This window comes from Pseudomonas sp. GL-RE-29, from assembly GCF_019947275.1.
In the GTDB taxonomy this organism is placed as follows: domain Bacteria; phylum Pseudomonadota; class Gammaproteobacteria; order Pseudomonadales; family Pseudomonadaceae; genus Aquipseudomonas; species Aquipseudomonas fluorescens_A.
Genome location: NZ_JAGYGD010000022.1, coordinates 49,316 through 67,070 on the forward strand (window position 1 = coordinate 49,316; position 17,755 = coordinate 67,070).

At 60.6% G+C, this 17,755-nt stretch carries 16 protein-coding genes; 6 read left to right on the forward strand and 10 right to left on the reverse strand.

Annotated features, from left to right (window positions below; all coding sequences use genetic code 11):
• Positions 1-11: 11 nt before the first annotated feature.
• Genes KGB21_RS18715 through KGB21_RS18730 form a run of 4 tightly spaced genes read right to left on the reverse strand, consistent with a single transcriptional unit; the run spans position 12 to position 2,317 of the window.
• Positions 12-575 carry a DUF4136 domain-containing protein gene (locus KGB21_RS18715; protein ID WP_223506259.1) on the reverse strand — a complete coding sequence of 188 codons (564 nt, stop codon included), beginning with the start codon at positions 573-575 and terminating at the stop codon, positions 12-14.
• A gap of 54 nt (positions 576-629) precedes the next feature.
• Entirely contained in the window at positions 630-1,253 is a 624-nt protein-coding gene (locus KGB21_RS18720; protein ID WP_223506261.1) for a DUF4136 domain-containing protein, read from the reverse strand.
• 12 nt (positions 1,254-1,265) lie between these two features.
• Complete coding sequence (locus KGB21_RS18725; protein WP_034149730.1) at positions 1,266-2,015, reverse strand: methyltransferase domain-containing protein; 750 nt, start codon at positions 2,013-2,015, stop codon at positions 1,266-1,268.
• A complete protein-coding gene (locus KGB21_RS18730; RefSeq protein WP_017336358.1) occupies positions 2,015-2,317 on the reverse strand; it encodes a MazG-like family protein in 303 nt (100 codons plus the stop codon). The genes KGB21_RS18725 and KGB21_RS18730 overlap by 1 nt, the downstream gene beginning before the upstream one ends.
• A gap of 174 nt (positions 2,318-2,491) precedes the next feature.
• Here KGB21_RS18730 and KGB21_RS18735 point away from each other — a divergent pair, with 174 nt between their 5' ends.
• The gene (locus tag KGB21_RS18735) at positions 2,492-2,785 is read left to right on the forward strand and encodes a hypothetical protein (RefSeq protein ID WP_034149729.1); all 294 of its coding nucleotides are present in this window, start codon (positions 2,492-2,494) and stop codon (positions 2,783-2,785) included.
• A gap of 162 nt (positions 2,786-2,947) precedes the next feature.
• Positions 2,948-4,294 (forward strand): MATE family efflux transporter, encoded by a 1,347-nt coding sequence (locus tag KGB21_RS18740; RefSeq protein WP_223506263.1) that lies wholly within the window; start codon positions 2,948-2,950, stop codon positions 4,292-4,294.
• 10 nt (positions 4,295-4,304) lie between these two features.
• Here the strand turns inward: KGB21_RS18740 and KGB21_RS18745 are convergent, their stop codons facing one another.
• The 6 genes from KGB21_RS18745 to KGB21_RS18770 form a co-directional block, all read right to left on the reverse strand.
• Positions 4,305-5,102 carry a DUF4123 domain-containing protein gene (locus tag KGB21_RS18745; protein WP_223506265.1) on the reverse strand — a complete coding sequence of 266 codons (798 nt, stop codon included), beginning with the start codon at positions 5,100-5,102 and terminating at the stop codon, positions 4,305-4,307.
• Positions 5,099-6,430, reverse strand: coding sequence for a type VI secretion system Vgr family protein (locus KGB21_RS18750; RefSeq protein ID WP_223506267.1), 1,332 nt, complete (start codon positions 6,428-6,430; stop codon positions 5,099-5,101). The genes KGB21_RS18745 and KGB21_RS18750 overlap by 4 nt, the downstream gene beginning before the upstream one ends.
• A gap of 232 nt (positions 6,431-6,662) precedes the next feature.
• Positions 6,663-8,576: an arginine decarboxylase gene (gene speA, locus KGB21_RS18755; RefSeq protein WP_034149725.1), complete on the reverse strand. Its 1,914-nt coding sequence runs from the start codon at positions 8,574-8,576 to the stop codon at positions 6,663-6,665.
• Positions 8,577-8,794: 218 nt separating this feature from the next.
• On the reverse strand, positions 8,795-9,166 hold the full coding sequence (locus KGB21_RS18760) for a translation initiation factor Sui1 (protein WP_034149724.1): 372 nt from the start codon (positions 9,164-9,166) through the stop codon (positions 8,795-8,797).
• A gap of 276 nt (positions 9,167-9,442) precedes the next feature.
• Positions 9,443-10,000 (reverse strand): NUDIX hydrolase, encoded by a 558-nt coding sequence (locus KGB21_RS18765; RefSeq protein WP_223506269.1) that lies wholly within the window; start codon positions 9,998-10,000, stop codon positions 9,443-9,445.
• Between the two features lie 3 nt (positions 10,001-10,003).
• A complete protein-coding gene (locus KGB21_RS18770) occupies positions 10,004-11,071 on the reverse strand; it encodes a DUF2333 family protein (RefSeq protein ID WP_034149722.1) in 1,068 nt (355 codons plus the stop codon).
• Between the two features lie 520 nt (positions 11,072-11,591).
• On the opposite strand from KGB21_RS18770, the gene KGB21_RS18775 reads away from it, so the two are divergent.
• The 4 genes from KGB21_RS18775 (at position 11,592) to aroQ (ending at position 17,745) form a co-directional block, all read left to right on the forward strand.
• Positions 11,592-13,262: a PleD family two-component system response regulator gene (locus KGB21_RS18775; RefSeq protein ID WP_223506271.1), complete on the forward strand. Its 1,671-nt coding sequence runs from the start codon at positions 11,592-11,594 to the stop codon at positions 13,260-13,262.
• 954 nt (positions 13,263-14,216) lie between these two features.
• On the forward strand, positions 14,217-15,260 hold the full coding sequence (locus KGB21_RS29655; RefSeq protein WP_411741403.1) for a methyl-accepting chemotaxis protein: 1,044 nt from the start codon (positions 14,217-14,219) through the stop codon (positions 15,258-15,260).
• A 154-nt stretch (positions 15,261-15,414) separates the two neighbouring features.
• A complete protein-coding gene (locus KGB21_RS18785; RefSeq protein ID WP_034149719.1) occupies positions 15,415-17,157 on the forward strand; it encodes a protein-disulfide reductase DsbD in 1,743 nt (580 codons plus the stop codon).
• Positions 17,158-17,289: 132 nt separating this feature from the next.
• Complete coding sequence (gene aroQ, locus KGB21_RS18790; protein WP_034149718.1) at positions 17,290-17,745, forward strand: type II 3-dehydroquinate dehydratase; 456 nt, start codon at positions 17,290-17,292, stop codon at positions 17,743-17,745.
• Positions 17,746-17,755 lie beyond the last annotated feature (10 nt).

Consider the following 17,755-nt stretch of genomic DNA (forward strand, 5'->3'; position numbering starts at 1 on the left):
TCAACAGGAATTTATCCGTGTTTGGGTGGGTAGTTGGCCAATATCCGGGTCACCGTATCGTGTATCGCGCTACTGCGATCCGAAGGGTTCGGCGTGCGGCTGAGGATTTGTTCATCACTGCCGCGCCACACCAATTTACCGTCCTTGCCGTCGAGCAAGTCGATCTGGATGGTCGCCACCTTGTAGTTGACCAGGCGGGTTTCGTTGTACATCGGCGCGCCCCAGTAGCCGTTCCACGGGTTGCCCCAACCGCCGCCGTAGTTGGTCGTCACTTGCTGCTGGCGCTCTTCGACAACCAGATAGGTCTGCACATTCAAATCAGCCTTGGCACCCGGTGCCGCCTGACGCAGGCCGCGCTGATCCAGTTGATCTTCAACCGATTGACGAATGCGTTGTTCGGTCAAATCGCTTTTGATCCGTGGGTCATCGGGGCGATATTGCAGGGCGGGTTCTTTCCAGCTCCAGCTGCGATAGGCGGCGAAGTCGCGGCTGGCATCGAAGTCATGATTGACCTGGTTGGCGGCGCAGGCACTGAGCAACGCGGCCACTGCCAGTAAAGCGAAACGGCGGAACATGGTGATTCTCCGGTTGAAGACATGAACCTGCGAAATGCTTCTTATCCATAGAAGCTAACTGGGAGGATACGCCGACATGGCCTTTTCTACAGCCTTGCGAATCGCATCAGCCTGCTGACTCTGACTGCCGCTCTGGCTGGTTTCGGCGCTGGAACTCCACACTGGCTGACCGCTTTGTGCATCGAACATGTCCACCTGCACCACCACGACTTGTTCCTGATACGTGCGGACGATCGGCACGCTGCCGTACACGCCATACCCATTATTGTAGTGGTTGTAGCCGCCATAACCGCCGTAGTAGGCACCGCCGTAGCCATAGTCATCGCGGTACTGACGCAAGCGCGTTTCCACGCGCAGGTCGGCGCTGACGAACAGGTCTGCCGGGCGATTGTCATGCAACGGGCGCAACCCGCGTTGATCAAGGGCGTTGCTGACCGCTTCGGCGACTTGCGCCGAGTCCGCCCATGCCGTGCCTGGCGGCAGGTGTCCGTCGAGCCAGGCCCAGCTGCGGTAGCGGCCATAATCACGCGGTGGCGCCGGATAAGCGCTGCGGTCGAAGGTGTTGGCCGCTTGCGGTGGCGCCGGCGGGATGGGATTGGAAGACGCCACATACGGGTTACTGCCCTGACACGCAGTCAAACCCAGGCACATCGCCAACAACCCCGAACGAATGTTCATTTCGCGCTCCAATCAGACTGGCCGGCAGATCCAGTGCAAGTAACGCCCAAGCCCGGCAAAGCTCGGATGGCGACGGTGCGCCAGCTCCATTTCGAGCAAGTCCACCAGCTCGGCGCGGGCCTGGAATTCCACCGGCATGTAATCGTGAAAAACCCGCACGCCGCTCTGTGTTTCGACCTTCCACATACCCTCAAGTTGCGCCGCCAATTCCCGTGGATCAAGGGGTTGTTGCGGGGTCAGGCTCTGCTTTTCACCGGCCATGTCGTTCTTGCGCATCTTGCGGAAATGGCCTTTGAGCAAGTTGCGGTAGATCAGCGCATCGCGGTTGTAAAAGGCCAGGGACAACCAGCCGTCCGCCTTGGTCAGCTGATGCAATACCGGCAGGATCGCGTGAGGTTCGGCCAGCCATTCCAGCACGGCGTGGCACAGCACCAGATCGTAGGGTTCAGTCAGCTGGCCGAGCAGTTCCTGCCATGGCGCCTGGATGAACGTCGCGCTCTGCCCGGCCTCGGCGAAACGCTGGCGGGCGCCTTCGAGCATCGGTTCAGCGGGTTCGGCCAAAGTAACTTGATGCCCGCGCTGGGCCAGCCACAGCGACATGTGACCCAGCCCCGCGCCGATGTCGAGGACGCGCAACGGCCGGTCCGGCAAGGTTTCGGCCAGGTCGGCCTGCAACACCGCCAGGCGGATTGCGCCTTTGGCACCGCCGTAGATTTTTTCCGCGAAGCGGGTCGCCAGTTGATCGAAATGACGGTCGCTCATCAGCTGAACCTCCGTTCGCTGTCGGCCAGTTTGCTGCGTACCACTTCATTCATGTCCAGACCCAGTTCGCTGCACAACAGCAATAGATAAAGCACGATATCGCCGACTTCCTGCCCGGCGTGGGCGAGTTTGTCCGCCGGCAATTGACGTGACTGGTCCTCGCTCAACCACTGGAAAATCTCCACCAGCTCGGACATTTCAACGCTGGCGGCCATGGCCAGGTTTTTCGGGCTGTGAAATTGCCGCCAGTCATTACGGTCGCGGATGGCGTGCAGGCGTTCGGTCAGTTCAACAAGGTTCATCGGGCTCTCCTGAAGGCGTATAGCTTCGGGGGGATGGCGAGTGAAGGCAAGTGCCCAAGTGCACCGAAGATCTTTACGCCATAATCAAAAGATCGCAGCCTTCGGCAGCTCCTGCAGGGAACTCGCCACCGCGATCAATGGCCCAACGCTCGAACTTATCAGGACGATCATTCCATGCAGGTAGAAGGTTTTTTCGAATGGCTCGGTCAAGCCCTTGGCTCCGTCATCCGTTTCATCGTTGACGCCCTCAGTGGCCTGTTCCAGTTGGTAAGCCGCGCCAGCAGCAACTTCGTCGAAGGCTTGTCTCGCGCATTGGGCATGGACACCTCGATCATCAGCATCGCTATCTTGATCCTGGGGCTGGTGCTGCTGTGGTCGGCGATCCGCGCGTTCATGAATGCGTCGATCATCATGGGGATCATCTGGTTGATGCTGGGGTTGTGGTTGCTTAGCTGGATCATGCACTGACACCCCCACCTCCTGTAGGAGTGAGCCTGCTCGCGATAGCGTCCGAACAGTCGAAATCACTGTCGCCTGACACGCCGTCATCGCGAGCAGGCTCGCTCCTGCAATGAATCGCGGCAGATTCCACATGTCTCGCTACAATGCCCGCTCCCCCAAGGAGCCTGCATGTCCAACCTGATTGCCGATTGGCGCGACCGCCCTACCCATCGTCGGGTCTGGGCACTGGCTGCGCCGATGATTTTGTCGAACATTTCCGTACCGCTGGTGGCGCTGGTGGACAGCACCGTCATCGGTCACTTGCCCCATGCCCATCAACTCGGCGCCGTCGCGGTCGGGGCCAGTCTGTATACCTTTCTCGCCTGGGCCATGGGCTTTCTGCGCATGGGTTCCACCGGTTTCGCCGCCCAGGCCGCCGGGCGCGGGGATGGTGCGGCGTTACGGCAGATCCTGCTGCAAGGCTTGCTATTGGCCATGGGCCTGGCCGTTGTGCTGGGCGCACTGGGCGTACCGTTAAGCGGAGTCGCGCTGCACTTGATGCAGCCCTCGGCGGAACTGGACCAGATGACCCGCGAGTTCTTCCACACGCGGCTGTTCGGATTACCGGCGGCGCTGGCCAGTTATGCGCTGGTCGGCTGGTTTCTCGGCACGCAGAACGCCCGCGCGCCGCTGGTGATTCTGCTGAGCACCAATCTGGTCAACATTGCCCTCAATCTGTGGTTTGTCCTCGGTTTGGAGTGGGGTGTGGTCGGCGCCGCCCGGGCTTCGGTGATCGCCGAGTGGACCGGCGCGCTGATCGGCCTGCTGATGACCCGCCGCGCCCTGCGCGCCTATCCTGGCCACATCGCCTGGGCGGCCCTGGCACTGTGGCAGAGCTGGCGACCACTGCTGGCGGTCAACCGTGACATCTTCATCCGCAGTCTGGCGCTGCAATCGGTGTTTTTCCTGATCACTGTGCAAGGCGCGCGGCTGGGTGATGCGACGGTCGCTGCCAACGCCTTGCTGCTCAACGGCCTGCTGCTGACCGCCCATGCGCTCGACGGTCTGGCCCACGCCGTGGAAGCCCTGTGCGGGCATGCGATCGGTGCCCGCGACCGCGATGCCTTGCGCCGTTCGTTGGTGGTGGCCTGTGGATGGTCGCTGCTGGCGAGCCTCGGTTTTGCCGTTTTGTTCCTGTTCGCAGGCCACCTGTTTATCGCGATGCAGACCGACATTGTGAGCGTGCGCGACACCGCATTCATCTACCTGCCCTACCTCGCCGCACTGCCGCTGATCGCGGTCTGGAGCTACCTGCTCGACGGGCTGTTCATCGGTGCCACGCGCGCCCGGGAAATGCGCAACGGCATGTTGCTGACGGTGATATTGCTGGTGCCATTCGGCTGGGCGTTGCAAGGTTTCGGCAACCATGGCTTGTGGATAACTTTTCTGCTGTTCATGTTGCTGCGCAGCCTGACCCTCGGCGCCATTGCCTGGCGATTGCGTCAGAACGACGGCTGGTTCACCCGCGCCCATTGAACGGGAGCCTTCAGGGCTGGCCGTTCTGCCAGCGGTTGCGCAGGCTATCAAGGCGCTCCTGCTGGGTTCGTCCCGCCAACGGCTGCGTTGGCGTGGCATTGGGGTACTGCAGGCGCAACCATAGCCAGCCATCGAGCACCGCGCGTTCGCTGAAACCGAGCGCCAAGCCTTCCTGCAAATGCGACCACAGGCGGGTGAAGTCCGTGCCGGTGGATTGGCTCCAGTGCCAGGCATGCTGTTCCAGCAGGCACGTTTGCAGTTTTTCCCGCTGCAAAGGGCTGAGATTTTCTTCCTCGGACAAAGGTCTGACGGCAAGCCCGGGATTGTGCAACTGCTGCCAGCCCTGACTGCCGATGGCGCGATCAGCCCAGGTCCCGCCAAACCAGCGCAACTGACTGATCGGCCCGAGCCAGCGACTCAACTCCCCGGCGTCGCAACCATCGAAAAAGTAACTGGCCGTGAACGGGTTGTAATAACTCAGCAAGGCCCGGTGGTGCAGGCCGACCGAAACGGTGAGCATGCGGCGCAAGTGCCCCAGCAAGGTCGACTCCGACGCCTCACTGACCAGCAACAGGCCCCGCCAATGCCGTGTATCACGCAGGCACTCAGCAGCCAGCACCGGACACGCCCGCAAATCGACCAGCGCGGGACCTTGCTCGTACAACGCATTCCATTCCGTGTCTTCGAACAAGCAAAATCGGCGGGCATGGGCAAACCTGTGTTGCAGGCTTGCAGCTGCCTGCGGCGCGCCCGGCACATCCAGCAACAACCATTGCGGCATCGCATCGGGCGTCAGCATGGCGATCATGCCGCACCACTCTGACCAAGCCGCGTCGCCGCACGGCAAGTGCACAGGGTTTGCGCGCAATGATTGTAACTGCCACCGCCAGGCAGCAGACACAGCAACAACAGAGGCTCGCCCGAGCGCAACCAACCCTCCACGCCTTCAGGAGGGCAATCGTCAACTGCGGATTGGGACGACACATCCGCCGCCTCGATCGCTTCGTCGGGATTGAGGCTGTGCAATAACCCGGTGATCAACGGCTGATCCGGATCACCTTCGATGAAACTGACCACCACCTCAGTACCTTCACTCAGCTGCGCGCCCCTTGCCGCTTGCAGTTCTGGCGCCAACGGCAACCAACAGTGGCTGGGGGTGGCGCCTTCGCCCTGATAGAGCCAGTCAAACTGCACCGCCACTGGTCTACGCGGATCAGGCCGGGGCTCATCGACGTCGACCACCCATGCCCGTTGCAGACTGTTCATATTGGGTTTCACCGCACGATGAGGCGATTCAAAGGGCACGTCCCAACGAATTGCACGTACTCGATTGCAGTAGGGCGAGTCAGGATCCTGACTGCCCTGATGTTCAATATGGGTCAGCAGCCATGGCTGATTCGATCCGGAAACCGGGTGGCCGGACAGCGGCAATAGCTGACCACTGCGCAATGTGGCCAGGTCGGTGCGACTTTCAGCACTCTGCGTCGTTTTATCCACACATCGCTGAACCTCGAAACGACGCACTGCCGGTTGCTCACCCTCAGCCTGGAAAACCGCCGCTTCACCCATACGAAACGCTCCCTGACCATCACCAAACACTACGCAGTGCCCCTGCGCCCGGTGTTCGAAGTGGTAGTGCAGCCGTTCCTGGGCACACAGGCGTTGCACGAATTGCAGGTCCGATTCCCGATACTGCGTGCAGAAATCCCGGGGCGCGTAATCGTCATCCAGATCAAAGCGTCGATCCTGGCCGGTGATGCCATGCTCCTTGAGCACCTGATCAAGAATCTGTGGCACCGAGCGCGAACTGAAAATCCGCTGGCTGAAGCGCTGGGAAAGGCAAGACAGCCTCGGCCCGATACGAACCTTGCAGAGCCTGATTGGCGAGCCATGGTCACGCTGTACCAACTCATGCAACTGACCGTGGACACTGTTTCCTGCCGGCCCGAAGTGCAAGGAAGCCGAACGGTACAACAGGCTGGCGAGATCGAGCGTCGGGTCCTCGATCAGCAGATCCACGTCGAACACGAAAGGCTCGCTGATGGCTTCTCTACCGGTAAAGGCCAGGACCTCGAAGGCGTCGGACAGACCTGCTACGTCCAGACGAAATGAAGGTTCGTTGACTGGATCGAACATCGGCGATTCTCTACAGGAGGGGCGGCCGGGGATTCTCGCCGAGAGCCATGGCCGAGTAGAGAGGCGAAGTACAACTTAGGAAATGACCTACGCGAAAAGAAGACGAATTACCTTGGATAGCCGAGGACGTAGGTCGTTACGCTTGGAAAAAGAGAGTCGTCGCACCAGGTCATCTGAAATTTCTGCAACTTGCAGTACATTTTCAGACAACCTGGTGAGAGCGGGACTTACCTCAAGAGGAGAGGTAAGACGAACGGGTCAGGCCCAGACGCAGAGCGTCGAGAAACTGGGTGCGCTCGCTGGCGCTGATGCGCGCGTTGGCGCACTTGTCGCGGTAGTGAGTCATCAGCTCTTCCGGCGACAGATGCACGTAACGCAGCATGTCTTCGATGGTGTCGTGGGTTTCGATACCGGCGTGGTACACACTGCCGTCGGCGTTCTGGTAGATGTTCACCGAATCGGTGTCACCGAACAGGTTGTGCATGTCACCGAGAATTTCCTGATAGGCGCCGACCAGGAACACGCCCAACAGGTAATCCTCGCCTTCGTTCAGCGCGTGCACCGGCAAACTGGTCTCGATGCTCTGCTCGTCGACGTACTGGTTGATCTTGCCGTCGGAGTCACAGGTCAGGTCCTGCAGGACCGCGCGACGCAGCGGCTCTTCATCGAGGCGATGCAGCGGGATGATCGGCAGTACTTGGTCGATGGCCCAGGTGTCGGGCAGGCTCTGGAACACCGAGAAGTTGCAGATGTACTTGTCGGCCAGCTTGTCATTGAGTTCGTCCAGCACCTGACGGTGGGAACGCTGACGAGCCTTCAACGAGTTGTGCAAACGACGGCACACGGCGAAGTAGCATTGCTCGGCCAAGGCTTTCTCGGCCAGGGTCAGCTTGCCGTCGGCGTACTGGGAGGCGACATCGCTCATGTAGTGCGTGGCGCGCCAGTAGGTTTCGGTGACCATCTCGATGTCGGTCGGACCCAGCAGGTCCACCAGCCACTGCACGGTTTCCGGCAGCGCTTCCTTGTTCTCGATCTGTGGCACGTCGTCGTTGTGTTTCTCGACGTCGGTCACCTGAATCACCAGCATCGCGTGGTGCGCGGTCAGGGAGCGTCCGCTTTCGGAGAAGATGTTCGGGTGCGGCAGGCTCTGCGCGTCGCAGAACTCCTTGAGCATCCCGACCACGACACCGGCGTAATCGTCCATGTCGTAGTTGATCGAACTGGCGTTACGCGAGTGCGTACCGTCGTAGTCCACGCCCAGGCCGCCACCGACGTCGATGTGATCCACTGGCAAGCCGAGGTTGCGCAGTTCGCCGTAGTAACGGATCGCTTCCTTGAAGCCGTGCTGGTAGTCAGCGAGGTTGGCGATCTGCGAGCCCATATGGAAGTGCAGCAGACGAATGCCTTGGTCGAGGCCGGCCGCGCGGAAACGCTCGACCACCGACAGCAACTGCGCCGCCGACAGACCGAACTTGGATTTCTCGCCACCGGTGTCCGCCCATTTGCTCGACGCCAGGGACGACAGACGCACGCGCAAGCCGACTTGTGGCTTGACCTTGAGCGAAGCGGCTTCCTCGATCACCAGGCCGACTTCGGATTCTTTCTCGATCACGATGAACACGTTGTGGCCGAGCTTCTGGCCCATCAACGCCAGGCGAATGAATTCGCGGTCCTTGTAGCCGTTGCAGACGATGGTGCCGCCCTTTGGCGCCAGTGCCAGCACGGCCAGCAGCTCAGGCTTGGAGCCGGCTTCCAGACCGATGGAGACGTTCTGGGTGGCGATGATGTTCTCGATCACCGCTTCTTGCTGGTTCACTTTGATCGGGTACAGCGCGGTGTACTTGCTCTGGTATTCCAGACGTTCGATGTTCGAATCGAACGCGCCGGTCAGTTGACGCACGCGGTCTTGCAGAATATCCGGGAAACGCACCAGCAACGGCAACGACAGGCCGCTCTTGCGCAGCTGGTCGACTTGCTCGAACAGATCGATAGGCGAGCTGCTCGGACCGTTCGGACGAACTTCGACGCGACCGGCGTCATTGATCGCGAAATATCCGGCCCCCCAATGGCGAATCCCGTAAACACTGCGGCTGTCCGCAACTGTCCATTGGCTGCCATCGTCTTTGCGTGTGCGTCGTACGGACATCGAAGTCCCCTATAAAGAAGTCATAGTGCGTCGCCTGGTAGCAGGCCGGCGCAGTCTAAAGAATGAAAATGACGGTTCGTCAACGAGGGGATAGACCTCGCCGACCGCAGTGAGTTTAGAAACCGGTCATGAACAGGCTCTGTGAAAACCATGGTGGCGGCGCCAGACCTGAAGGCAAACAGGCTGGATCATGCCGCGGGTGGTTTTCACAGAGGCTGCTAGCCGCCGGACTTCTTTGCTTTGAAACCGTGCTTGATCAACTCGGCCAAGAGTAGCTCGACATGATCGCCCTGGATTTCAATGATCCCGTCTTTCAACGCTCCACCGGTGCCACAGCGTTTCTTCAACGTGGTCGCCAGCTCCTTGAGCGCGTCTTCGGCCAACGGCACGCCGGTGATGGTGGTCACCGTCTTGCCGCCACGGCCCTTGCTTTCGCGACGCACGCGAGCGATGCCGTCGCCTTCAGGGATTACGGTCTGTTTGCAGATGCAAGCGTCCACCGGTTTACTGCAATCCGGGCAATGACGACCTGCGTCGGTGGAAAATACCAGGCCACCAAGGGCGGCGAAGGATGCGGCTTTTTTGGCCACCGGCAATCCTCTTGGGAGGACAAAGACTGGTCGCAGCACTTGGGAAGGCTATCGACCGCGAAGCCCCACTCAGGCAGGGGCAGCGCTACTGAAACGGTACGGCTCTTTGTAGGAGCTGACGATTGCAACGAGGCTGCGATCTTTTGATCTTCAAAAACAACATCAAAAGATCGCAGCCTGCGGCAGCTCCTACAGGAAGCCATACCGGTTCAGCTTGAAAAGGTCGCGCAGTGTAACGGCAAAAACGCCGATTGCTAAGAGCCAATCGGCGCCAATTTATAGCGCTTTTGCGACGTCTTCGCCCCGAGCCCGAAGATAGCGCTTCAACGCTGCCAGAGAGTCCGGGCAGTAAGGCTTTTCCTCGATTTCCCGAAGCACTTCATCGATCGGTATAAAACGCGCTTCCAGCACCTCCTCCGGCTGGAGGATCAATGGACCGTCCCACACCGCCGAAAACGCCGAACACCAAAGCCGATTGCCCGTGTCCTCAAAGAAAAAGTGATCATGTACGGCCAACTCCACGCCGCTCACGCCCAGCTCCTCTTCCAGCTCCCGGGCCGCCGACTCGGCGTAGGTTTCGGTGGCGAGCACCATGCCGCCCGCCGCCACGTCCCAATACCCCGGATAAATAGCCTTGCTCAGGGTGCGCCGGTGCACGCACAGCTCACCAGCAGAGTTGAACAACATAATGTAGGTACCGCGCCCGATCAGCCCGCGCTCCCGCAGGTCGGAACGGACCAGGGCGCCGAGCAGGTTGTCCTGCTCGTCGACCCAGGCGATCTGTTCGGCATCCGAGGCCGCCCGGTGGGCAGCCTCTTTGGCGCTATCGACCATGACTCAGCCCTGATTCAGCAGTTGACGCAGGTCGATCACGGCGGCGTTGGCCCGGGAGATGTAGTTGGCCATGACCAGCGAGTGGTTGGCCAGCACGCCGAAACCGCTGCCATTGAGGATCATCGGGCTCCATACCGCTTCCTGCGACGCTTCCAGTTCACGAATGATCTGGCGCACGCTGACCGTAGCGTTCTTCTTGGCCAGCACATCGGCGAAGTCCACTTCGATGGCGCGCAGCAGGTGGGACAAGGCCCAGGCCTGGCCGCGCGCTTCGTAAAACACGTTGTCGATCTGCATCCATGGGGTTTCGACGATTTCTTCGTCAACCTGCGGCACCTGCCCCGGCGCCACGACTTCGGTTTTCAGTGCGGTGTTGAGCTTGACCCGGCCAACGCTGGCCGACAGTCGTTGCGACAGCGAACCGAGACGCGTCCCGACGTCACCCAGCCAGTTGTTCAGGTTGTCGGCGCGGGCATAGAACAGCGCGCTCTTCTGGTTCGGATCGGACAGACGGGTCTGATAGCGGGTCAGGGAGTTGATGCCTTCCTGGAATTCGGACTCGCTGGACGGCAGCACCCAGCTCTTGTTATCGAAGTTGAAGCGCGGTTCGGCCTTGGCCAGGTCGGCATCTTCGGTGGACTGGGATTGCGAGCGGGCGAAGTCTTTGCGCAGCGCACGGCTCAAATCACGCACCTGCACCAGCACGCCATATTCCCAGCTCGGCATGTTGTCCATCCACAGGCCTGGCGGCAAGCGGTCGTTGGAAATGTAGCCGCCCGGTTTGTTCAGCAGGGTACCGGCGACGGTCTTCAGGGTTTCCACCGTCGTGTAGCCGATCACCATTTGCTTGCCGTCCCGTTCGGCGGCCATTTGCGCATTCTGTTGCACCGGAAACAGCGACGGTTCGTCGCTCCAGTACCAACCCAGAGCAATCGTCACCAGCAGGTAGAAGCCAATCAGCGTGGCCAGCGCCCGGCTGAAAAACAGGCCGCCCAGATAACTGCGGGTAGCCGATTTCGGTTCAGCGGCACGTTCAGGCGCGCTACCGGCGCGGTTCTTCCAGTCCAGCATGGCGATATCCTTTCAATCACTTGAGTTCAACGGTTCGACCACAACCATACAACAACGTGCCTTTGCCCGGCACCCGCCGTTCCGTAGATACGGAAAATTACCACGCCAGCGGGCAAAAAAGGGGTTTCACGCATTAGGCGAGAACCATGGGATCTGTAGGAGCCGGCTCGCTGCGATGGTCGTAAACGATAGTGCAAATGGACGGGTTAAACGCAAAGCCCCCATCGCCAGCAAGCCGGCTCCTACAGATGTTGCGGTGCGGCATCAGGGAATCCCTTAGCCCTGAGCACCTGAAATTAACCTGCAACTGGCGAATCACCACACCGCTTTCGGCAATCACCGTGAATGGGGATCTTCCCCCCCACACCCCGACTTTAAAGGCCAAACCAGACCAATCAGTCACAAACTGAATGCGCTCGCTTTGCAGATTATTGACGTACAGCTCTCATGTAACCGGAAAGAGGTGCTAGCATAGAGCCACCACTCGACCTCAGCGCGCCCCCTAACTAGTAGTCAGGATATGACCGAGCCAGAAGATCCCAGCCGCGAGCGCCTCAAGCACCACTTTGCCCAGCGGGTAATTCATCAGGCACGTCAGATACTTGAGATATGGCAGCGCCTGCAACGCAGTGAGTGGTCGACCACTGAGTTGGCGGAATTGAGCGAGGCCAACCTGCGCCTGCTGCGTTTCGCCGAACGATTCGAACAACCGGAACACGTGCAACTGGCCCACTACATCGGGCAGTCGCTGGAAGCTGTCGAGGCCAATCGTGGCCGCCTGAGCAGCGACCTGATCACTGACCTCAATCGCCTGATGCAGCGTCTGTCACGAACAGGCCTGAGGCATGGCGATCAGCTCGACCAGACCCTCCTTCCGCCCCTGCGCAAGCCGATCTACGTGATGCTGCAGGACCACGACCGTGGCGAGCGCCTGGCCAAACAACTGGAATTCTTCGGGCTCAGCGCCCAGTCTCTGGACAGCGTGCCCGCGTTTCGCTCCTCGATGATCGAACGCCTGCCCGCGGCCATCGTCATGGACGTCGACTTCAGCGGTCCCGGCGTCGGCCTGAAACTGGCCGCCGAAGCCCAGGAAGGCCTTGATCATCAATTGCCGCTGCTGTTTTTCAGCCTGCACGAAACCGACACCCCGACCCGGCTCGCCGCCGTGCGCGCCGGCGGCCAGGAGTTCCTCACCGGAACCCTCGAAGCGTCGAGCCTGCTGGAGAAAATCGAAGTCCTGACCTGCGTCGCCCAGTACGAACCTTATAAAGTGCTGATCATCGACGACTCCCGCGCCCAGGCCTTGCACACTGAGCGCCTGCTTAATAGTGCGGGCATCGTCACGCGCACGTTGATCGAGCCGATCCAGGCCATGGCCGAGCTGGCGGATTTCCAGCCGGACCTGATCATCCTCGACATGTACATGCCAGCCTGCACCGGTACGGAACTGGCCAAGGTGATCCGGCACAACGACCGATATGTCAGCGTGCCGATCATTTACCTGTCGGCCGAAGATGACCTGGACAAGCAGCTCGACGCCATGAGCGAGGGCGGCGACGACTTCCTGACCAAACCGATCAAGCCCCGGCACCTGATCACCACCGTGCGCAACCGCGCGGCGCGGGCGCGCAACCTGAAAGCGCGCATGGTCCGTGACAGCCTCACCGGCTTGTACAACCACACCCACATTCTGCAATTGCTCGAAGACTGCTCGTTCCGCGCCCGCCGCGAGAGCAAGCCACTGAGCTTTGCGATGCTCGACATCGACCACTTCAAACGGGTCAACGACAGCCACGGCCACCCCATGGGCGACCGGGTGATCAAGAGCCTGGCACTGTTTCTCAAGCAACGGTTACGCAAGACCGACTTCATTGGCCGATACGGCGGCGAAGAGTTCGCCATCGTCATGCCCGACACGGATCTCGAAGCGGCCTACGCCGTGCTGGATGAAATCCGTCAGCGTTTTGCCGAGATTCACTACCCTGCCCAGCCGCAGGATTTGTGGTGCACCTTCAGCGCCGGCGTGGTGGAAATGAGCGAAAACTCCGACAGCCTGTTAATGGCCAGTCAGGCAGACGAAGCGCTGTATCGGGCAAAAGATGCCGGGCGCAATCGGGTACAGGCCGAGCGAGCATCAAAGCAAAGTGCCACTTTTTCATCGCAAACGACCCATTCCGTCATAACGCTGTAATAGAAACGCAATAACTTCAGGCGCTTACCATTCTGCCGTTGGTAGACCGCAATGCGCCTTAAGCTGCTGACCAATCTCAACACCCTCCTTTTAGTCGCCGTGTGCGTGGCCCTTGGCGCGACACTTTGGTGGTCGCAAAAGGCCCTCGAACGCCCCTATTTATTAATGGAGCGTTACCTGGGCCTGTCCCAGCAGTTTCAAAATGAAGTGGCGCGCAACATCGAGGAGTACCTCGCCAGCGGCGACGCCCTGCGCCTGAGCAGCGCCAGCCAAGGCATCGACAGCCTGCAAAAAGAACTCGGTGAACTGCCGCCGGCACTGGCCGAAACCTTGCGCCCGAGCCTGTCGAACCTCGACCAATTCAGTAACACCGACCTGCTGGCTGCCGGCAAACTGGCGGGCGACCCGCAAGCCTTGTTGCTGCAAGCCGAACGGGAACTGGGCGCCAGTCTTGATCAACTCAGCCAATACGCCAGCGGGAACCCGGCGTATCTGACACCTTTGCTCGCCGCCGCCCAGCATCTGGGCAAACTGTCGCTGGCCCGGGACAAACTGGTCAGCAGCGGTCGCAGCGAACTGGCTGCCGATGTCGAGCGCGAAGTCGCCAACATCCGCACCCAGGCCGGACAATTGGACGCCCTGCCGTTGCTCGGCGTGGCCGCCAGCAGCGAATCGGGCACCGATGATTTCGCCGCGATGATGGGCCTGGAGAACACCGAAAAAACCGTCGCCGAAGATGCCGGCGTCGGTCTCAAGCGAGAACTGAACAGTCTGCTCACCCGTTACCCGGCGGAACTGGCGCGCACTCGCGAGCAAATCCAGAAACGCACCGATCTCAGCGCCGCGACTCACCTGAAAATCGCCGCTGTGCAGCAGGCTATCGCCGGCCTGGAACCGGTAGTGCGAGCCCAGCACGGCCAGATCCAGAGCGAAGTGCGGCTGATGCAGGGTGTGATGATCGGCCTGATTTTGCTGATCGCCTTGCTCATCGACACACTGCAACGTCGCCTGGCGCGGACGCTGACCAATCTGGCGCCGGCCCTCTCGACCTGGGCCGAAGGCGACTTCAGCCGGGACATTGAATTGGGCAAGACCAATCGTGAACTGCACGACATCCAGGCCTCGCTCAATCGCCTGCGGGCTTATCTGGTGGACTTGGTGGGGACCATTCGCCTCAATGCCGAACAGGTCGCCGGCAGCAGCCGAACCCTCGCTGATTTGAGCAACGACCTGCACAGCGGTGCCGAGCATCAGGCCGGCGACACCGCGCTGATCCGCGATTCCCTCGGTGAACTGGAAGCAACCATCCAGCAAGTCGCCGGCGACGCCAGCCAGGCCGCCGACGCCAGCCGCCATGCCGGGCTGGCAGTGGAGCATGGGCAAAAAGTCATCGGCCTGAGCCTCACCGGCCTGCATGCGCTGGTGGGGGAAGTCCAAGGCAATGCGCAGATGATCGAACACCTCGCCGAAGAGTCCGCCACCATCGGCGGCGTGTTGACCGTGATCCGTTCGATTGCCGATCAGACCAACTTGCTGGCCTTGAACGCCGCCATCGAAGCGGCCCGGGCCGGGGAAATGGGCCGTGGTTTTGCCGTGGTGGCCGAAGAAGTGCGCTCACTGGCGCAACGCACCGCCGGGGCCACCGCCGAGATCCAGACGTTGATCGCCGGCCTGCAAACCGCCGCACGGCAATCGGTCGAAGGCATGCGCGCGCAGGTCGAACATGCCGAAGCCACCGCCAATCAGGCGCAAGCGGCTGACGGTGCGCTGGATAAAATCGTCGGGGCGATCCAGACCATTTCCGACACGGCGGTGCGCATCGCCGATGTCACCGCCCAGCAGAGCGGTGCTGTCAGTGAGATCCGCGATCACAGTGAGCGGATTCACCAGCTGGGCGGGGATAACTTGCTGCGTATTGGTGAAGGGCGTGAGCAAGGGGAGAACCTTTTGGTCCTCGGCGGGCGCCTGCACACCGCCGTCCAGGCCTTCCGCGTCTAAACGCCGCCCCTGTAGGAGCTGCCGAAGGCTGCGATCTTTTGACTTTGATTTTAAAAGATCAAGATCAAAAGATCGCAGCCTTCGGCTGCTCCTGCAGGGGCGGCGTCAAGCACTGTCAGCTATCATGCCCGCATTATCGATACGCGAGATCGTCATGCGCCGTTTGCTTTGCCTGCTGCTTTTATTTCTCGCCCTGCCGGCCACCGCCGCCGGGTTGCTGGAGAGTCGCCCCAGTTCGACCCTGGGCTCGATCAACAACAGCGCCGACTTCCTGCCGGTGCGCGAAGCCTTTCAGTTGAGACTCGTAGAAAGCACGCCGCAATCGATCAAACTGCGCTTTGTCGCCACCGAAGGTTACTACCTCTACCGCCATCGCTTTCAGTTCCGCGCCGATCCGGCCGATGTCGCCCTCGGCACCGCGCAATTGCCTGACGGACAAAAAAAGCACGATGAATACTTCGGCGATGTCGAGGTCTATCACGGCATTCTCGACGTAGAACTGCCCCGCACCGATCAACGTCCGTTCACCCTGGCCGTGACCTATCAGGGCTGCGCCGACAAAGGCTTGTGCTATCCACCGGAAACCGAGCGCCTGAGCATCGATGGCGACGGCGCAACGACAAGCCATGATTGGGGCTGGCGTGAACTGGCGCTGTTTTTCCTCGCGGGCCTTGGTCTGACCTTTACCCCGTGCGTGCTGCCGATGTTGCCGATCCTTTCCGGTGTGGTGCTCCGCGGCCAGGTCGGTGGGTGGCGCGGATTCAATCTTTCTTTGGCCTATGTACTGCCGATGGCTATCTGCTTTGCATTGCTCGGCGCACTGATGGGGATGTTCGGCGCTCAGCTCAATCTGCAGGCGCGGCTGCAATCGGCCTGGGTGCTGGTGCCGTTCGCGATGTTTTTTGCGCTGTTTGCCTTGGCGATGTTCGGTGTTTTCGAACTCAAATTGCCGCAGGCGATCAGCAGTCGACTGGACCGCATTGCCGGGCGTACCGAAGGCGGTTCGCTGTGGGGCGCGGCGGTGCTGGGTGTGGTGTCGAGCCTGCTGGTTTCGCCTTGCGTCTCGGCACCGCTGGCCGGTGCGCTGCTGTATATCAGCGCCAGCGGCGATGCCTTGGGCGGCGGCTTGAAACTGTTCATGCTCGGCCTCGGCATGGGGGCGCCATTGTTGCTTGTCGCCACGGGCGGCGCTGCCTGGTTGCCGAAAAGCGGCCCGTGGCTGATCTACGTGAAAAACGCGATTGGCGTGTTGTTGCTGGGGCTGGCGATCGCGCTGCTCAGTCGAGTCATGCCAGGGCAGATCACTTTGTTGCTGATCGGCTTGCTGGCCGGCGGCGTCGGTTTGTTCCTCGGTGCGCTGGAATTCGTCTACAAACCGCCGAGAAAACGTCTCGGCCAGCTGCTCGGGATGTTCCTGCTGTTTTATGCGCTGGCCTGTTGGTACGGCGCATTCAGTGGCCAGACCGATCCGTTCAACCCGATCGGCCAGCCGCGCATCGTGGAAAGCAACGTACCAGCGCAAAACATCAGTGCCTGGCAAACCATCGACACCCCGGCAGACCTCGACCGCGTGCTCGCCGAAGCACGGGCGTCGGGCACCCCGCTGCTGCTCGACTGGTACGCCGACTGGTGCATCAGCTGCAAAGTCATCGAACGCGAAGTGCTCGACGATGCGATCGTCGTCGAACGCCTCAAGGGCTATCGGCTGGTCCGCTTCGACATCACCGCCAGCAACGCCGAACAACGCGCCCTGCTCGACCGCTACAAGCTGTTCGGTCCGCCAGCCTTGATGTTTTTTGGCAAGGACGGCGTCGAACGCGCTGATGTGCGGGTGATTGGCGAGATCAATGCCAAAGACTTCGCCGAACGTGTCGCCAAAGCGAATGACCGGATTTAATCAAGCGGTCACATATTTCGCGCAAACATCGGTAATCGTGCTGGCTATTGCAGAGAACTGGACAGTCACAAAGGCTTTGCGGCATAGTCGCCGGGTTCTGACAATTGCACACAGATAACAAAGGAACCGCCGATGGCGACGCTACTCGTTCTGCACGGACCCAACCTGAACCTGCTCGGCACCCGTGAACCGGGCACCTATGGCGCCACGACGCTGGCGCAGATCAACCAGGACCTGGAACGCCGCGCCCGCGAATCCGGCCACCATCTGCTGCACCTGCAAAGCAATGCCGAGTACGAACTGATCGACCGCATCCATGCCGCCCGTACCGAAGGCGTGGACTTCATTTTGATAAACCCGGCAGCTTTTACGCATACAAGTGTCGCATTACGTGACGCGCTGCTGGCGGTGAGCATCCCATTCATCGAAGTGCATTTGTCTAACGTGCACAAACGCGAACCTTTCCGCCATCACTCTTACTTCTCCGATGTAGCGGTGGGAGTGATCTGCGGCCTTGGCGCCAGCGGTTATCGACTGGCCCTGGAGGCCGCCCTGGAACAGCTTGAACAACAAGTTAACCGCCCCTGACCGACCCTTG